Source organism: Streptomyces sp. NPDC021356 (assembly GCF_040641015.1).
Taxonomy (GTDB): domain Bacteria; phylum Actinomycetota; class Actinomycetes; order Streptomycetales; family Streptomycetaceae; genus Streptomyces.
This window is the reverse complement of sequence record NZ_JBFACU010000013.1, coordinates 214,327-227,469: the sequence shown is the minus strand read 5'-3', so window position 1 is coordinate 227,469 and position 13,143 is coordinate 214,327. Positions and strand designations below refer to the sequence as shown.

Here is a 13,143-nt window from a genome sequence, read left to right as displayed (position 1 = left end):
CGCGCATGACCGCCGGCCGCGCACGAACCTGGCTCCACTCATCAGGCCCTTGGAATCGATCATCTAGGCTGGCGCGGTGACTGATGAGCAGGAGCGGGTGCAGCCGTCGGGAGTGTGGGCCACGGCGGTGGGGGTGGCCAGGGTGCGGGCGCTGGAGACCGAGCGGGAGGACGCACTGTTCCGCGACCCACTGGCGCAGGCCTTCGCCACCGCGGGCGGCCTGTGGCCCTCCTCGCCGCCGCCCGGTGACGAGGCCGCGCGACGCCGTCGGCTGGGCGTGGCGTTGTCCATCGTCATCAGGACGAAGTTCCTCGACGACCTGTTGCAGGAGGCCTCCGCGGCCGGGGTCCGGCAGGTCGTGCTGCTCGGCGCCGGCATGGACAGCCGGGCCTTCCGGATGGACTGGCCGGAGAGCACCCGGCTGTTCGAGGTCGACACCGCCGCGCCCCTGGACTTCAAGGCTTCGGTGCTGCGCCAGGAGCGGGCCGTCGCACGCTGCGAGCGGATCACCGTCGCGGTGGATCTGCGTGAGGACTGGCCAGGCGCGCTGGCCGCCGCGGGGCACGACCCGGCGCTGCCGACCGTGTGGATCGCCGAAGGACTGCTGATCTATCTGCCCGAGGACGCGGTGGAGCTGCTGCTGGCCCGGATCGGCGCGCGGTCGGCGGCAGGCAGCCGGATGGGGCTGACGTTGGGCTCGCGTGGTGTGATCGAGCGCTTCGGGGCGGACGCCGTGCCGGGATCGGCGGCGTCCATGTGGGTGTCGGAGATGCCCGACGACCCGGTGGGCTGGCTGGCGGGGCACGGCTGGGAGGCCGACAGCCACACCCTGCGCGAGCGCGCCGCCGCCTACGGCCGCCCGATCAGCACCCCGCCGCAGCACGAGGAGCGGCCCGGCGGACTGATCTCGGCAGTCCGCAGGTAGAGCGCTGCTCCGCGACATCGAGGACATGGGCTACCCCGGGCACCTCCACGCCTGACCTGCCCCCCCCACCGTCCCACACAGACGTCCCAGGGGGGCGGCTCCCCGCCCCCCGGGCTCGGAGAATGCTCAGTCGATACAGAACTCGTTGCCCTCGATGTCCAGCATCGGGATGCACGACTCGTTTTCGTCATCGGCATACAGCGTTTGCACGTGGGTGGCACCGAGCGCGACCAGTCGTGCGCACTCGGCTTCGAGCGTGGCGAGGCGCTCGTCCCCCACGAGCCCGGTGCCGACCCGGACGTCGAGATGCACCCGGTTCTTGGCGCTCTTGCCTTCGGGAACGCGCTGGAAGTACAGGCGCGGGCCCACACCCGAGGGATCACTGCAGGCGAACCATGAACCCCGCTCCTCAGGCGGCAGGGTGCGGTTGAAATCGTCCCAGGTGGCGAACCCTTCCGGGGGCGCCGGCACGACATACCCCAAGACCTCGCACCAGAAACGAGCGACGCGCTCAGGTTCCGCGCAGTCAAAGGTGACTTGAAACTTCTTGATCTCTGACATCGGTGCACCGTACCAAGGGGGCCTGGGGCTCTGCCGCTCATTTCCCCAGGCGGATCCGGCCGCCCGCCTCGGAGACCAACCCCCCTTCCGACGTGCACTCCGAGCCAGGCCCTCGGATCCCTCGGGCCCGGCGACCGGGCGACAGCCCCACCGACCGAATACCAGTGGCTCCGTGAGATGAACGGGGCGGAGAGCGCGAGCGCGGGGCGCTGGAGCGTGGGCCGCTGGAGCGTAGGCCGCACACCAAGGATTCGCACGACCGGGGACAGATGCTCTGTCACAGGCGGTCCGAGTGAGCTGCCGGACGCCTGACGGACGCACATCTCTGCCCGTAGTCGCGAGCCCGCACGGCGTCGTGCAGGATGCTGCAGGTGCACTGAGCGTCCTCCAGGACGCACGCCCGGCCCAGCTCGAACGCCCGGCCCTGCGTGCCGACGCGGCGGTCGGCGTGGAGCCGGGCGGGCAACTGCGCGAACGCGGGAGGTGCCGAGCAGGTCGGCGGCGGGGCAGGTCACGCCCGTCAGTAGGCGAGCCGCGGCCAGCAGGGGGGCCACCTCACAGGGGCAGGAACGAGGTGGTTGCGCCGGGATCAGCCGATCTGGCCCTCGACGCCGCCCTTCTCGTGGGCGCAGCCGCGAATGCCGGGCCGGCAGTAGTGGTGCGTCGGTGGCGTAGTGGGTGTGGAAGGTGGTCCAAGGTTCGGCGGCTTCGATCCTGCGGCCGGAGAGACCAGCACTTCGGCGACGGCGGCTCTGCGGCCATGACTCGATTCCCTCAGGGGATCGGGCCTCCATCAGGCCCGGAGCGCTTCACACCGGGCAGCCCCTGGTCCCGTGTGGTGTCCATGGTCTGGATCAGGACGCGGAACCCGGTCAGCAATGCGTTGAGGCCGACTTCGAACTCCTCGTCGCTGCTGACCTCCGCGAGGGTGTCGGCGTGCTGGACGAGGAGAGGGAAGGCCACCGCGTCCCGGGAGCGGAACAGCAGGCGTCGGTGACTGGTCTCATCGGGGTCGGACGTGTCCAGGCCGAGGTTGAGGTGCACCGAGCCGAGGACGAAGGTGGCCAGCGACGATGCGGCGGCAGATGCGAGCCGGGGGCTGAGGCCGGCCGTGATGAACAGGTCGAGGGAGTACTGCATCCCGGCCGGCGAGTTGGGACCGAGCCGCTCGGTCCCGCGAAGGAGTGAGGCCACGCCAGGGTGCCGCAGCAGGTGCGCGCGGAACCGGCGTGAGGACCAGGCCGCCTTCTCGGCCCAGTCCGCGCCGTCGGGCGGCGCCGCGCTCGCCACGCTGATCGCCCGGTCGATCAACAGGGTCACCAGTTCCTCGCGGTTGCGCACGTGGCGGTAGAGGGACGCCTGCGTGCAGCCGAGCGCCTCCGCGATGTTGCGCGTCGTCAGTGCGGCCGCCCCATGCGTGTCGAGCAGGGTCATGGCGGCGTCGAGGATGGCCTCCAGAGTCAGCGATCTGCGACGTCGCTGCCGCGCGGGCTCACTCTCCCGGGCCAGCCACCAGGCCGCCGTGCCCGGCCTCGGTTCCGCCCGCCGGCTCGTCCGCGGGTGCTGCGGCGGCGGCTCGACACATCCTCCGCCACCATGCTGAGCGGATCGACCGTCCTGGTCGTGGGCGCCGGCCGGATCGGCCGGGCCGTGATCCGCAGGCTCGGCGCCCTGGGCGCGCGATCCATCGCCGTCACCCGTGCGGGGCAGGTGCGGGTACCGGGGGCAGACCGTACCGTGGGCGCGGATCGTCTGGCCGAAGCCGCCGCCGACGCCGACCACGTGGTGTGCTGCCTTCCGGCCACCGGGGGAACACGGCATCTCGTCGACGCCGCGGTGCTCGCGGCACTGCCGCCCGGTGCGGTACTGGTCGACGTCGGCCGAGCCGTCACCGTGGACGACGAAGCCCTGCACGAGGCGCTGGGGACAGGAGCGTTGCGCGGAGCGTTCCTGGACGTCCACCACACCGAACCGCTCCCCGAGGACGACCCCCGGTGGCGGACGCCGGGTCTGGTGATCTCCCCGCACTGCGCGTTCGCCTTCCCCGGCGAACCGGCGGCGGTGGCCCAGACGTTCAGGACAACCTCAGTGACCTGAGAGCCGGCCGCGCGGCCCGGGACGCCGTCGTGGTTCCGCTCCCCCGCCAGTGAGACGCGCGACGTCCTCCCGACGTCCGCCGGACGTGCCGGTCTGGACCGCGCCACGACGTCGCCCTCCGGCTGCAGACGCTTCAAGGCGGCCGACAACCACCGGGTGTGGACGAGAGCCCGCATCCTCGCGACTCGGCCGCCGCTCGCGGTGCGGGTGCGGGGCGTCGACCATGAGCGGGCTCACCGGGAATCCGGTCGGCGAACCACCGAGCGGCACCGACCGGACGCCGCCACCCTGCTTCGGGCCGCGGTCCCGCGCGGCCTCCGGCCCACGACGACGAAGCCGGGCCTCCCCTCGCGACGAAATGGATCGGTGGTGTTACGGCGGTGTGCTGCTGCCTGCGTGGGGTCGGCTGGCCGCTCGCGTGCCAGGAGCGGTCGCCCTCCCGTGCTGGTCGGGCGGGGAGGTGTGGTGGGGTACGGCGTTCGCCGCTGTCTGGTAGCCGGAGGGAGTTGTGGAGTCTTTCGGTGCGGGTGTGGGCGGGTGGGTGGCACTGGCCGGGGCCAGAGGCGCGAGAGGCAGCGGGGTGTGTTCGGCCCCCGCCCCGGACAGGCTGACGGCCGCGGTGGCCACGCAGGCCGTTGCAGCGAGCGCCGCGGCCGCGGAGAGCGCCGCGCGGCGGCGCCGGATGCGGCGGCCGCCGGCGACGGCCGCGTCGGTGACACTGGGCAGCACGTGGTCCGGCTGCGCACTGAGGACCACCTGGAACGCGGCGTGCAGGGCCGCGCTGTCGTGTTCTTCCATGTCCGGCATCACCTCCCGGCTCGTTCCGTGGCCAGTGCCTCGACGATCTCACGCAGCCGGGCGAGCCCACGGGCGCTTTGGCTCTTGACCGTTCCCGGCGTCACCTGCAAGGCGTGCGCGGTCTGCTCGACCGTCCAGTCCTCCCAGAACCGCAGGACGAGCACGGCTCGGTAGCGGGGCGGCAGCTCCATCAGGGCCTCTTGCATCATCAGGCGCAACTCCGGTGTGGCCGACACGGTGGAGGGCAGCTCGGGTGGCTCACTCACCGGCTCCTCCCGCCAGTTTCCCTTGCGTCGCTGGTCGATGAAGGTGCGGGTGAGGATGGTGCGTGCGTAAGCGTCGACGTTGCCGTCGCGTCTGACCCGCCCCCAGGCCGCGTAGAGCTTCATCAATGCGGTCTGGGTCAGGTCCTGCGCCTGGTGCCAGTCCCCGCACAGCAGGTACGCGCTGCGCCTCAACTGCGCCTGCCGGGCCTCGGCGAATTCGCGGAACTCCCGCTCCCGTATCGCTTCCCTCACGCTTGCCGAACCCTCCGCCTGCCGCCGCTCGCCTTCCCACCGCTCCTCTGGTCATACATACGGGGAACGGGCTTTCGGGGTTGCACGACGTGGCAGGAAGATTTTCCCGCCATGCCGTGCAACCTGCCCGCGGCTTCCTCCGTATCCCTCTCACGCAGGGCTCCCGCGCAGAGGCGGCAGCCCGTGATTCGAGACAAGGGAAGACCGATGTCCAAGCACCGTAAGATCACGCAGAACCGTCGCAGGATGTACAGCATCGCCGCCGGAACCCTGCTGGCCGCCGTGGGCACGGGCGGCATCGCCACCGCCGCGACTCCGACCCACCAGGCCGCTGCGAATGCGGTCCACCAGGCCGCCGCCGCCACACCGACCCACCAGGCCGCCTCCCCGACTGCGGCCCAGGCACACCGCGCCGCCCACGCGAACCCGGAGCACTACGCCAACGCGGCCCGCCCCATCTCGGAGCTGAGCGCGGCCGAGAGGGCGAACGCGGTGGGCTGACCCACCGAGGAGCAGGCACTCTCCCACGGCCGGACCGTTCGCCCGGCCCCGGGAGGCATCTGCACCTGAAAGGCCCCCTGGTCGAGGACGTCGGCCAGGGGGCTCCTCGCACCGCTTCCCGGGACCACCGCGCCCCCGTACGGCCCGGCACACGTCATGAGCACACGGATACGCCGCCGCCCGCGGACTGAATCCGGCGGTTGGGGTTATCCGCAGAAGCAAGCCATCTCCCGGGAGGAAGCATGACACTGGTGAAGGCAGGCGTCGTGGTCCTTGACTGCGCCGAGCCCGAGAAACTCTCCGCTTTCTACCAGCAGTTGCTGGAGGGCGAGCAGACGGACGCCTCGGCCAACCTCGTGGAGATCCGGGGCGCCGACGGGATACGGCTGGCTTTCCGCCGTGATCTGAACGCCACCTCGCCCAGCTGGCCTCGCCCGGAGAACTCCCTACAGGCACATCTGGTCTTCTTCGTCGAGGACATGGACGAAGCCGAGCGGCGTGTGGTGGGACTCGGAGGCCGGCCGATCGAGACGAAGGACCCGGCGGGGCCGTACGAGGAACGCGGGTACGCCGACCCAGCCGGTCACTCCTTCAGGCTGCGGCTGGTGCCCATCACGGCCCCCAAGCAGGGCTGAACGCCGGCGCCCCCGCGTTTGCAGGGGCCTCCTTGCGGCTGCCCGTCGGCGGAGTTCTCAGGATGCGATCACGCTGATCCCGTCGCCGCACAGTTTGAGTCCGAGCACGAGGAAGAGAGCGGCCATGACCGCGGTGTTGTGCTGCGCGGCCCAGTTCCGCCAGCCGGTGAGGATGCTCTTGGCCCGTTCTCCCATGCAGAGGTAGACGGCCAGCGGCGCGAGGACTCCGAGCGAGGCGATGACCACGAAGATCGCGAGGGACCCGATCTGTTGCGGCACCGAGATTCCGGCTGAGCTGATCGAGGCGCCGGCGGCGATGGTCAAGGGGGCGTTCTTCGCGTTGGCCGCGGAGAGGAGGAGCCCGAGGCCGAGGACTTTGGCGGGAGTGAAATGATCGATCGCCGCCATCCACTTCGGCAACTGCGCCTGTGAGGGGTCCCGGGGCCGCCCTCGCCACTGCCGGACGGCGAACAGGACGAGCAGTACGCCGAGTGCCAGTTTGAGAGCCCCCACCCACGTGGCGGGGTGCTTGTGCGTGGACGCCCCGCCAGGGCCCCCCACGGCCAGCATGATCGTGCCGAGGACCGCCAGGCCCAGCAACCACCCGAGTGCGAACAGGGTGCCGTTCGCCCGTCCCTGCGGGGTGGCGAGGATGAGGATGATCGCCACGATGGGGAGTGGGCTGATCGCGACACCGGCTGCCAGACCGAGTACGTCCCCGACGGCGTGACCCACAGCGGCCTCCTCAGGGGCGGAGAGATCGTGTGCACCGCCAGGCCGGGCCGGCAGCACTCAGGTCATCGGCAGGCATGCTGACCACCACTCCGCTCGATGTGCAGATGGATCGGCCCGCGCAGAACGGGACTGCGCCGGTACGGCGGGGGGTCGGCCACCAGCGCGGGCCGGTCGAGGCGGCGCACCAGCTCGGTCAGCGCGATCTGGGTTTCCCGCCGGGCCAGCGGGCCGCCGAAGCACAGATGAATGCCGCTGCCGAATCCCAGGTGCTGGTTGTCACGCCGGTCGGGGTCGAAGCGGTCGGGATCGGGGAAGCGGTCCGGATCGCGGCTGCCCGAGGCCAGCATCAGCATGATCTGCGAACCCTGGGGAATGACGGTGCCGGCGACGGTCATGTCGTTGTACGCCGCTCGCCAGGGGATGATGTGCACGGGCGGTTCGTAACGGAGCAGTTCCTCGACCAGGGGAACGACCAGGTCCGGATCGTCGCGCAGTCGCTGCAGCACCTGGGGGTGGCGCAGCAGCGTCAGCATGCCGTTGGCGATGAGGTTGACGGTGGTCTCGTGGCCGGCGATGAGCAGCAGGTTCGCGGTGGCGACGATCTCGTCGTCGGTCATCCGGCCGTCGGGCCCGTCGTCGTTGGCCAGCCGTGACAGCAGGTCGTCGCCGGGCCGTCCGTGACGTCGCTCCAGCAGTCCGCCGAGGTACTCGCGGAGGTCCCTACGGGCCTGTTGACCCTTGTCCAGTTTTTCCTTCGGGTCGGTTCGGGGGTCGTAGTCGATGGAGTTGATGAGGTCGTCCACCCAGACGTGGAACTTCGGTTCGTCCTCGCGTGGCACACCGAGCAGGTGGCAGATCACGGCGACGGGGAACGGGTAGGCGAAGTCGTCGACGATGTCGATCCGCTCCTTCCCCGCGAAGTCGTCGATCAGACCACTGACGATGGCGGCCAGCGCGGGTTCCATGCCGGCCAGGAGCCCCGGGGTGTGCGGGGGGCCGAAGTGGCGCATCGCCATACGGCGCAGGCGGTCGTGTTCGGGCGGGTCGAGGTTGATGAACGCCGGCGTGGCCTGCGCCTCGATCCCGGCCGGCGGACGGCAGAGACTGCGGGTGTCCGAACTCAGGTGGGGGTTGTGCAGGACGTCCGCGATCTCGCGGTAGGTGCTGATGACGTAGGTGCCGTCCTCCTGCCTGGCCACGGGCGTCTCGCGCAGTTCGGCGTACAGCGGGTACGGGTCGGCCCGGGAGGAGTAGTCGAGGATCCGCCGGAGCGTTCCGCTCGTCTCGGTCGTGGTCATCTCGCTCTCCCTCCTACCGGTGCTGGTACGCGGCCGTGACGCGCCGCTCACTCGGGTTGTGGCCGGTGACGACCACGGTGGCGCCCTGGGCGAGCAGGGCGGGGCCGGGGAAGTCGACGGGCACCGGTTTCATGTCGGCGGGCTGGTCGGGCGTGGCCGAGGGAGGCGGGAAGGGCGCGGCCGTCTCGATGAGCCGGCGGTAGTGGTCCAGCCACTTCGCGTTGTTGAAACTCACTGCCGCGGTGACGCGGCCGTGGTAGCCGTATGCGGCGACGAAGCGGTGCTCGGGCACTGATCCCTGGGTGACGACCACCTCGTCGGCGAAAGTCGGCACACCGACGGACTTGATGTTGACTCCGAACTGGATCGACCAGAACAGCGGGATGGACAGGTGGGGCCACCGGTCCGCCTGGCCGCTGACCATGTTGTGCGCCGCCACCTCGGCCTGCTCCACCGCGTTGGCCCAGTGTTCCAGCGAGATGAGCCGGTACTCGTAGATGGGGTTCGGACAGCGTGCCACGTCCCCGGCGGCGAAGACGTCGTCGGTGACCAGGCCGTTGAGGTCCAGGGCGCGGCAGCCGGTGTCGCAGGCGATCCCCCAGACACCCGCCGCGAGCCCCGATCCTTGCAGCCACTCGGTGTTGCGGATGCCACCGAGGGCGACCACCGCCACGTCGGTGTCGATGGTGGTGCCGTCGTCGAAGTGAGCACGGCGAAGACGTCCCTGCGCGTCGCCCTCCAGCCGGGTGACCTTGACACCGCAGCGCAGGTCGACACCGTGCTCGCGCTGCATGTCCGCCGCGACCTGGCCGATCATGGCGCCGAGTGCGCCGACCAGCGGGGCCGGCGCGAGTTCGGCGACGGTCACCGGGATGTCCCTCTCGCGGCAGACGGAGGCGATCTCGGACCCGGTGAATCCCGCGCCGATGACCAGCACCCGGGAGGGCCCTGCGGCGAGGGCTCGTTGCAGGCCCGCGGCGTGTTCGCGCGTCCGCACGACGAAGACCCCGTCCAGAGCCGCCTCACTCTCGACGAACCAGGGCCGGGCCCGGACACCGGTGGAGATCAGCACCCGGTCGAAGGGCACGGCGCGTCCGTCGGCGAGACGCACCTGATTGGCCGCCAGGTCCAGCCCGCTGGCAGGCACACCCAGCAGCCACTGCGCATCGATGTCGCGACGGCGCGGCAGTGCGGTGTTCTCGGCCGGCACCCACCCGGTCAGTACCTGCTTGGACAGGGGAGGCCGGTCGTAGGGCTCGCACCGTTCGTCACCGATCATGGTCAGTGATCCGGTGAAACCCTCGTCGCGCAGTGTCTCCGCGGCCCGCAGTCCCGCCAGTGACGCCCCGACGACCACGATGCGGCCGTCACGCTTGAACGCTTGCAGATTGTCGGCACTGGTCATGGCGCCGACGCCTCCGCCGACGACGAGACCCGTCCCTCCAGCTGGTCGACCAGAATCGCCTGGACCGGGCAGGCCGCCGCGGCGCGCAGCACCTGCTCGCGCCGGGCGTCGTCCGCGCTCGGGTCGTACATCAGCGCTTCCTCGCCGTGCATCCGGAACGCGTCTGGAGCCAGGAAGGCGCACTGCGCATATCCTTCGCATCGGGAAAGATCGACGACAACTCTCATCCCGACCTCCGCAGGGATTAGAAGCCGCGGCCCCGGAAGCCGGTGCCACTCGGTGCGCGATGAGCACACCGCGCCGAGCGCGCGGGAGACGCGAGAGGCGCGAGACGGCGAGAGCGAGGGGATGCAGCCGTTGCTCAGCTCCGGAAGCGAGGTGCTCAGCACCGCGGAAGCGAGGAGTTGCACCGCGATCGTCAGGTCGCCACAGATGCTCATGGTCATCGCGTACAAGGCGACCGGCGGGTGAGACCGCCTGGGAAATACTGACCTACCTGCGAAAGCCTAGCGTTCCCGTACCTCGCCCGCACCCCGGGAAGGGCGGGTGCGCGGATCGGCGTCGGAGTCCGGCGCCGCTGGGGCCCGGTCGCGTTCGACCGTTCGGCGCAATCCGCCCGAACCCGGCGTGTGCCGTGGGCTCAAGGGTGGTTCGGTGTCGACAGGAGCCGACCGGGCTCACACGAGTTCGGGGGCAGCCAGTCGAGAAGGAGAACCGGCGTGAGCGTGACTCAGCGAGCCCCTCAGGGCGTCATACCCTCACACCTTCTGAAGGGCCAGAAGGCCCTCGTCACCGGCGCCAACTCGGGCATCGGCAAGGCGACGGCCATCGGCCTGGGGCGCGCCGGGGCCGACGTGGTCGTGAACTACGTCGCCGGGAGTGACGAGGCCGAGCAGGTGGTCGAGGAGATCACCGGGTTGGGCGTGCGCGCGATGGCGTACGAGGCGGACGTGTCCCAGGAGGACCAGGTCGTCGCGATGATCGACCGGATGGTGGCGGAGTTCGGCACCATCGACATCCTCGTGGCCAACGCCGGGCTGCAGCGCGACGCTCCGTTCACCGAGATGACGGTGTCCCAGTGGCAGAAGGTGCTGGACGTCAATCTCACCGGCCAGTTCCTGTGCGCCCGGGAAGCGACGAAGGAGTTCCTGAGGAGGGGGGTGGTCCCCGAGGTGTCGCGCTCGGCCGGGAAGATCATCTGCATGAGCTCGGTGCACCAGCTCATCCCGTGGGCCGGCCACGTCAACTACGCGGCCTCCAAGGGCGGCGTGCAGATGATGATGGAGACGCTTGCCCAGGAACTCGCACCGCACAGGGTCAGGGTCAACGCGGTCGCTCCTGGAGCCATCAAGACGCCCATCAACCGCAGCGCCTGGACCACCCCCGACGCGGAGAAGGAACTGCTGCAGCTGATTCCCTACGGGCGCGTCGGCGATCCGGAGGACATCGCCCACGCGGTCGTCGGGCTCGCCTCGGACCTCATGGACTACGTGGTCGGCACCACCCTCTACGTGGACGGCGGCATGACCCTTTTCCCCGGGTTCGCCACCGGCGGCTGAACCGCTCGGCGGCCCTGCGCGGCGTACGGATTGCCCGGTCTCAGTCCCGCTGCTGATCGAGGGCGTCGTCCAAGGTGGTGGCGGCCATGATCAGCGACAGGTGCGTGAAAGCCTGCGGGAAGTTGCCCAACTGCTCGCCGCTGGGACCGATCTCCTCGGCGAACAGGCCGACGTGGTTGGCGTAGGTCTGCATCTTCTCGAAGGCGTAGCGCGCCGGACGCGTCCGGCCGGCGAGGGCGAGGGCGTCCACATAGAGGAAGGTGCAGAGGCTGAAGGTGCCCTCGGAGCCCCGGAGCCCGTCCGGGGAGGCCGTGGGGTCGTAGCGGTAGACGAGGCTGTCCGACACCAGCGTGCGTTCCATCGCGTCCAGGGTCGACAGCCAGCTGGCCGTCCGGGGCGCCAGGAACCCGACCCGTGGGATGAGCAGCAGCGAAGCGTCCAGGACCTCGCTCCCGTAGTGCTGCACGAGGGCCTGCTGCTTCTCGTTCCAGCCCCGCTCCATCACCTGTTCGAGGATCGCGTCACGAGCGGCGGTCCACCTCGGCACGTCGGCGGGACGGCTCTGCTCTCTCGCCAGGCGCAACCCCCGGTCGAAGGCCGTCCATTCCATCACCCGGCTGAAGGTGAAGTCCTGGCGCCCACCACGTGTCTCCCAGATGCCTTCGTCGGGGCGGTCCCAGGAATCGGCCAGCCGGTCCAGCGTCCGCGCCAGGTTCTTCCAGCCGTGGTAGCTGCCTCCCTGTGCCACATCGTGTCCCTCCGACAAGGCGTAGAGCGCCTCCCCGTAGATGTCCAGTTGCAGCTGATCGGCCGCGGCGTTCCCCAGCCGCACCGGATACGAACCCTGATAGCCCTCGAAGTGCGAGAGGATCTCTTCCGGCACCTGGGGGTCCCCGTCGACGCGGTACATGATCTGCAGCGGCTCGCCGTCCACGCCCTCCCGGGCCTGGAGGCGATCGCCCATCCAGCGGGTGAACTGGGCCGCCTCCTCGGCGAACCCCAGGTCGAGCAGGGCACGCACGGACAGGGAGCCGTCCCGGACCCACGTGTAGCGGTAGTCCCAGTTGCGTTCGCCCCCGATCTGCTCGGGCAGCCCCATGGTGGCCGCGGCGACCGGAGCGCCTGTGGGTGCGTAGGTGAGCAGTTTGAGCGTGATCGCCGAGCGGTGCACCACACCCGGCCAGCGGCCGTGGTACCGGGAGGAGCGCACCCAGCGCTGCCAGAAGTCCACGACCTCCCAGAAGCGCTCCATCGCCCGGTCCGGGGTGAGCGGCGGTGGGGTTGCGAGATCGGCCCCGCCGACGGTGAAGACCGCTGCGGCCACCTCGCCCGCTCTCAAGGTCACCGTACCCCGCACGTCCGTGCCGTCGCGCTGGAGGGGGAAGGTGCCTTGCAGGTGGGCGGCGACGTCCGGTGCCCGGAACGTGGCGGTGCCGTCACGCAGGTCGAGACGGTGCGTGGCCCGGCCGTAGTCGAAGCGCGGACGGCACTCCAGAGCGAAGCGCACCGTGCCGCGCACCGCCCGCACACCGCGTATCAGCACATGCTCGTCGGTGGGAGTGCCGGTGCGATCCGGTGGCATGCAGTCGAAGACTTCACCGACACCGTCCGGCGACATGAAACGCGTGACCAGCACTGCCGTGTCGGGGTAATACAGCTGCTTGCAGGTGGTGGTCTCGTTCTCCGGCGCGAACAGGAAGTGGCCCCCGCGGTCGTGGTCGAGCAGGGCGGCGAAGACACTGGGCGAGTCGAACCGGGGAGCAGCGAACCAGTCGACGACCCCACGGGAGGAGACCAGAGCGGCGGTCTGCAGGTCGCCGACGAGGCCGTGGTCGGCGATGGGCGGGTAACGGTCCATGATCATCTCGCTTCTCTGGGCCCCTGCTTCCACTGTCCGCCCTGCGCGGCACGGCTGCCATGGGATGCGGCACCAGGAGCGAGGGATGCCACCGCCGACACCACCCGCCGCCGCCGATGTCGTCGACGTCGTCGACGTCGTCAGGAGACGCTTGCAGTACCGCCTACACGCCGGGGCGCGGAGGAGGAGGAGTCGCGGTTCCGCCGAGTGGCGGCCCGGTTCCGCGCGGGCGCATCCGCCGCGGCGGGCCGCC

14 protein-coding genes are annotated in these 13,143 nt (G+C 70.5%); 5 read left to right on the top strand and 9 right to left on the bottom strand.

The features are described from left to right. The first annotated feature begins 112 nt into the window (after nt 1-112). On the top strand, nt 113-925 hold the full coding sequence (locus tag AB0G56_RS19925) for a class I SAM-dependent methyltransferase (protein WP_360970898.1): 813 nt from the start codon (nt 113-115) through the stop codon (nt 923-925). Nucleotides 926-1,051: 126 nt separating this feature from the next. Here AB0G56_RS19925 and AB0G56_RS19920 read toward each other — a convergent pair whose 3' ends face one another. Next, the gene (locus tag AB0G56_RS19920; protein WP_360970853.1) at nt 1,052-1,486 is read right to left on the bottom strand and encodes a VOC family protein; all 435 of its coding nucleotides are present in this window, start codon (nt 1,484-1,486) and stop codon (nt 1,052-1,054) included. 774 nt (nt 1,487-2,260) lie between these two features. After that, nucleotides 2,261-2,935 carry a TetR/AcrR family transcriptional regulator gene (locus tag AB0G56_RS19915; RefSeq protein WP_360970896.1) on the bottom strand — a complete coding sequence of 225 codons (675 nt, stop codon included), beginning with the start codon at nt 2,933-2,935 and terminating at the stop codon, nt 2,261-2,263. Between the two features lie 147 nt (nt 2,936-3,082). Here AB0G56_RS19915 and AB0G56_RS19910 point away from each other — a divergent pair, with 147 nt between their 5' ends. Then, nucleotides 3,083-3,583 carry an NAD(P)-dependent oxidoreductase gene (locus AB0G56_RS19910; RefSeq protein WP_360970851.1) on the top strand — a complete coding sequence of 167 codons (501 nt, stop codon included), beginning with the start codon at nt 3,083-3,085 and terminating at the stop codon, nt 3,581-3,583. A 372-nt stretch (nt 3,584-3,955) separates the two neighbouring features. Here the strand turns inward: AB0G56_RS19910 and AB0G56_RS19905 are convergent, their stop codons facing one another. Both AB0G56_RS19905 and AB0G56_RS19900 read right to left on the bottom strand, forming a co-directional pair. Then, nucleotides 3,956-4,381: a hypothetical protein gene (locus AB0G56_RS19905; protein ID WP_360970850.1), complete on the bottom strand. Its 426-nt coding sequence runs from the start codon at nt 4,379-4,381 to the stop codon at nt 3,956-3,958. An 8-nt stretch (nt 4,382-4,389) separates the two neighbouring features. After that, nucleotides 4,390-4,899, bottom strand: coding sequence for a SigE family RNA polymerase sigma factor (locus tag AB0G56_RS19900; protein WP_360970848.1), 510 nt, complete (start codon nt 4,897-4,899; stop codon nt 4,390-4,392). 207 nt (nt 4,900-5,106) lie between these two features. On the opposite strand from AB0G56_RS19900, the gene AB0G56_RS19895 reads away from it, so the two are divergent. After that, the gene (locus tag AB0G56_RS19895) at nt 5,107-5,400 is read left to right on the top strand and encodes a hypothetical protein (protein ID WP_360970846.1); all 294 of its coding nucleotides are present in this window, start codon (nt 5,107-5,109) and stop codon (nt 5,398-5,400) included. 242 nt (nt 5,401-5,642) lie between these two features. After that, on the top strand, nt 5,643-6,035 hold the full coding sequence (locus AB0G56_RS19890; RefSeq protein WP_360970844.1) for a VOC family protein: 393 nt from the start codon (nt 5,643-5,645) through the stop codon (nt 6,033-6,035). A gap of 57 nt (nt 6,036-6,092) precedes the next feature. Here AB0G56_RS19890 and AB0G56_RS19885 read toward each other — a convergent pair whose 3' ends face one another. From AB0G56_RS19885 to AB0G56_RS19870, 4 genes are all read right to left on the bottom strand, one after another. Then, complete coding sequence (locus AB0G56_RS19885; RefSeq protein WP_360970842.1) at nt 6,093-6,770, bottom strand: GAP family protein; 678 nt, start codon at nt 6,768-6,770, stop codon at nt 6,093-6,095. A gap of 62 nt (nt 6,771-6,832) precedes the next feature. Then, on the bottom strand, nt 6,833-8,068 hold the full coding sequence (locus AB0G56_RS19880; RefSeq protein WP_360970840.1) for a cytochrome P450: 1,236 nt from the start codon (nt 8,066-8,068) through the stop codon (nt 6,833-6,835). Nucleotides 8,069-8,081: 13 nt separating this feature from the next. Then, the gene (locus AB0G56_RS19875; protein ID WP_360970838.1) at nt 8,082-9,473 is read right to left on the bottom strand and encodes an FAD/NAD(P)-binding oxidoreductase; all 1,392 of its coding nucleotides are present in this window, start codon (nt 9,471-9,473) and stop codon (nt 8,082-8,084) included. Next, complete coding sequence (locus AB0G56_RS19870; RefSeq protein ID WP_360970894.1) at nt 9,470-9,700, bottom strand: ferredoxin; 231 nt, start codon at nt 9,698-9,700, stop codon at nt 9,470-9,472. The genes AB0G56_RS19875 and AB0G56_RS19870 overlap by 4 nt, the downstream gene beginning before the upstream one ends. 492 nt (nt 9,701-10,192) lie before the next feature. Between AB0G56_RS19870 and AB0G56_RS19865 the strand changes: the two genes are divergently transcribed. Beyond that, nucleotides 10,193-11,032: an SDR family oxidoreductase gene (locus tag AB0G56_RS19865; protein WP_360970836.1), complete on the top strand. Its 840-nt coding sequence runs from the start codon at nt 10,193-10,195 to the stop codon at nt 11,030-11,032. A 40-nt stretch (nt 11,033-11,072) separates the two neighbouring features. Here AB0G56_RS19865 and AB0G56_RS19860 read toward each other — a convergent pair whose 3' ends face one another. Next, on the bottom strand, nt 11,073-12,890 hold the full coding sequence (locus AB0G56_RS19860; RefSeq protein WP_360970834.1) for a glycoside hydrolase family 15 protein: 1,818 nt from the start codon (nt 12,888-12,890) through the stop codon (nt 11,073-11,075). Nucleotides 12,891-13,143: the final 253 nt, after the last annotated feature.

Bases quoted from the DNA above. Each gene is read 5' to 3' on its own strand.
- AB0G56_RS19920 (WP_360970853.1), bottom strand. From the start codon at position 1,486: ATGTCAGAGATCAAGAAGTTTCAAGTCACCTTTGACTGCGCGGAACCT.
- AB0G56_RS19910 (WP_360970851.1), top strand. From the start codon at position 3,083: ATGCTGAGCGGATCGACCGTCCTGGTCGTGGGCGCCGGCCGGATCGGC.
- AB0G56_RS19905 (WP_360970850.1), bottom strand. From the start codon at position 4,381: ATGGAAGAACACGACAGCGCGGCCCTGCACGCCGCGTTCCAGGTGGTC.
- AB0G56_RS19895 (WP_360970846.1), top strand. From the start codon at position 5,107: ATGTCCAAGCACCGTAAGATCACGCAGAACCGTCGCAGGATGTACAGC.
- AB0G56_RS19890 (WP_360970844.1), top strand. From the start codon at position 5,643: ATGACACTGGTGAAGGCAGGCGTCGTGGTCCTTGACTGCGCCGAGCCC.
- AB0G56_RS19880 (WP_360970840.1), bottom strand. From the start codon at position 8,068: ATGACCACGACCGAGACGAGCGGAACGCTCCGGCGGATCCTCGACTAC.
- AB0G56_RS19875 (WP_360970838.1), bottom strand. From the start codon at position 9,473: ATGACCAGTGCCGACAATCTGCAAGCGTTCAAGCGTGACGGCCGCATC.
- AB0G56_RS19870 (WP_360970894.1), bottom strand. From the start codon at position 9,700: ATGAGAGTTGTCGTCGATCTTTCCCGATGCGAAGGATATGCGCAGTGC.
- AB0G56_RS19860 (WP_360970834.1), bottom strand. From the start codon at position 12,890: ATGGACCGTTACCCGCCCATCGCCGACCACGGCCTCGTCGGCGACCTG.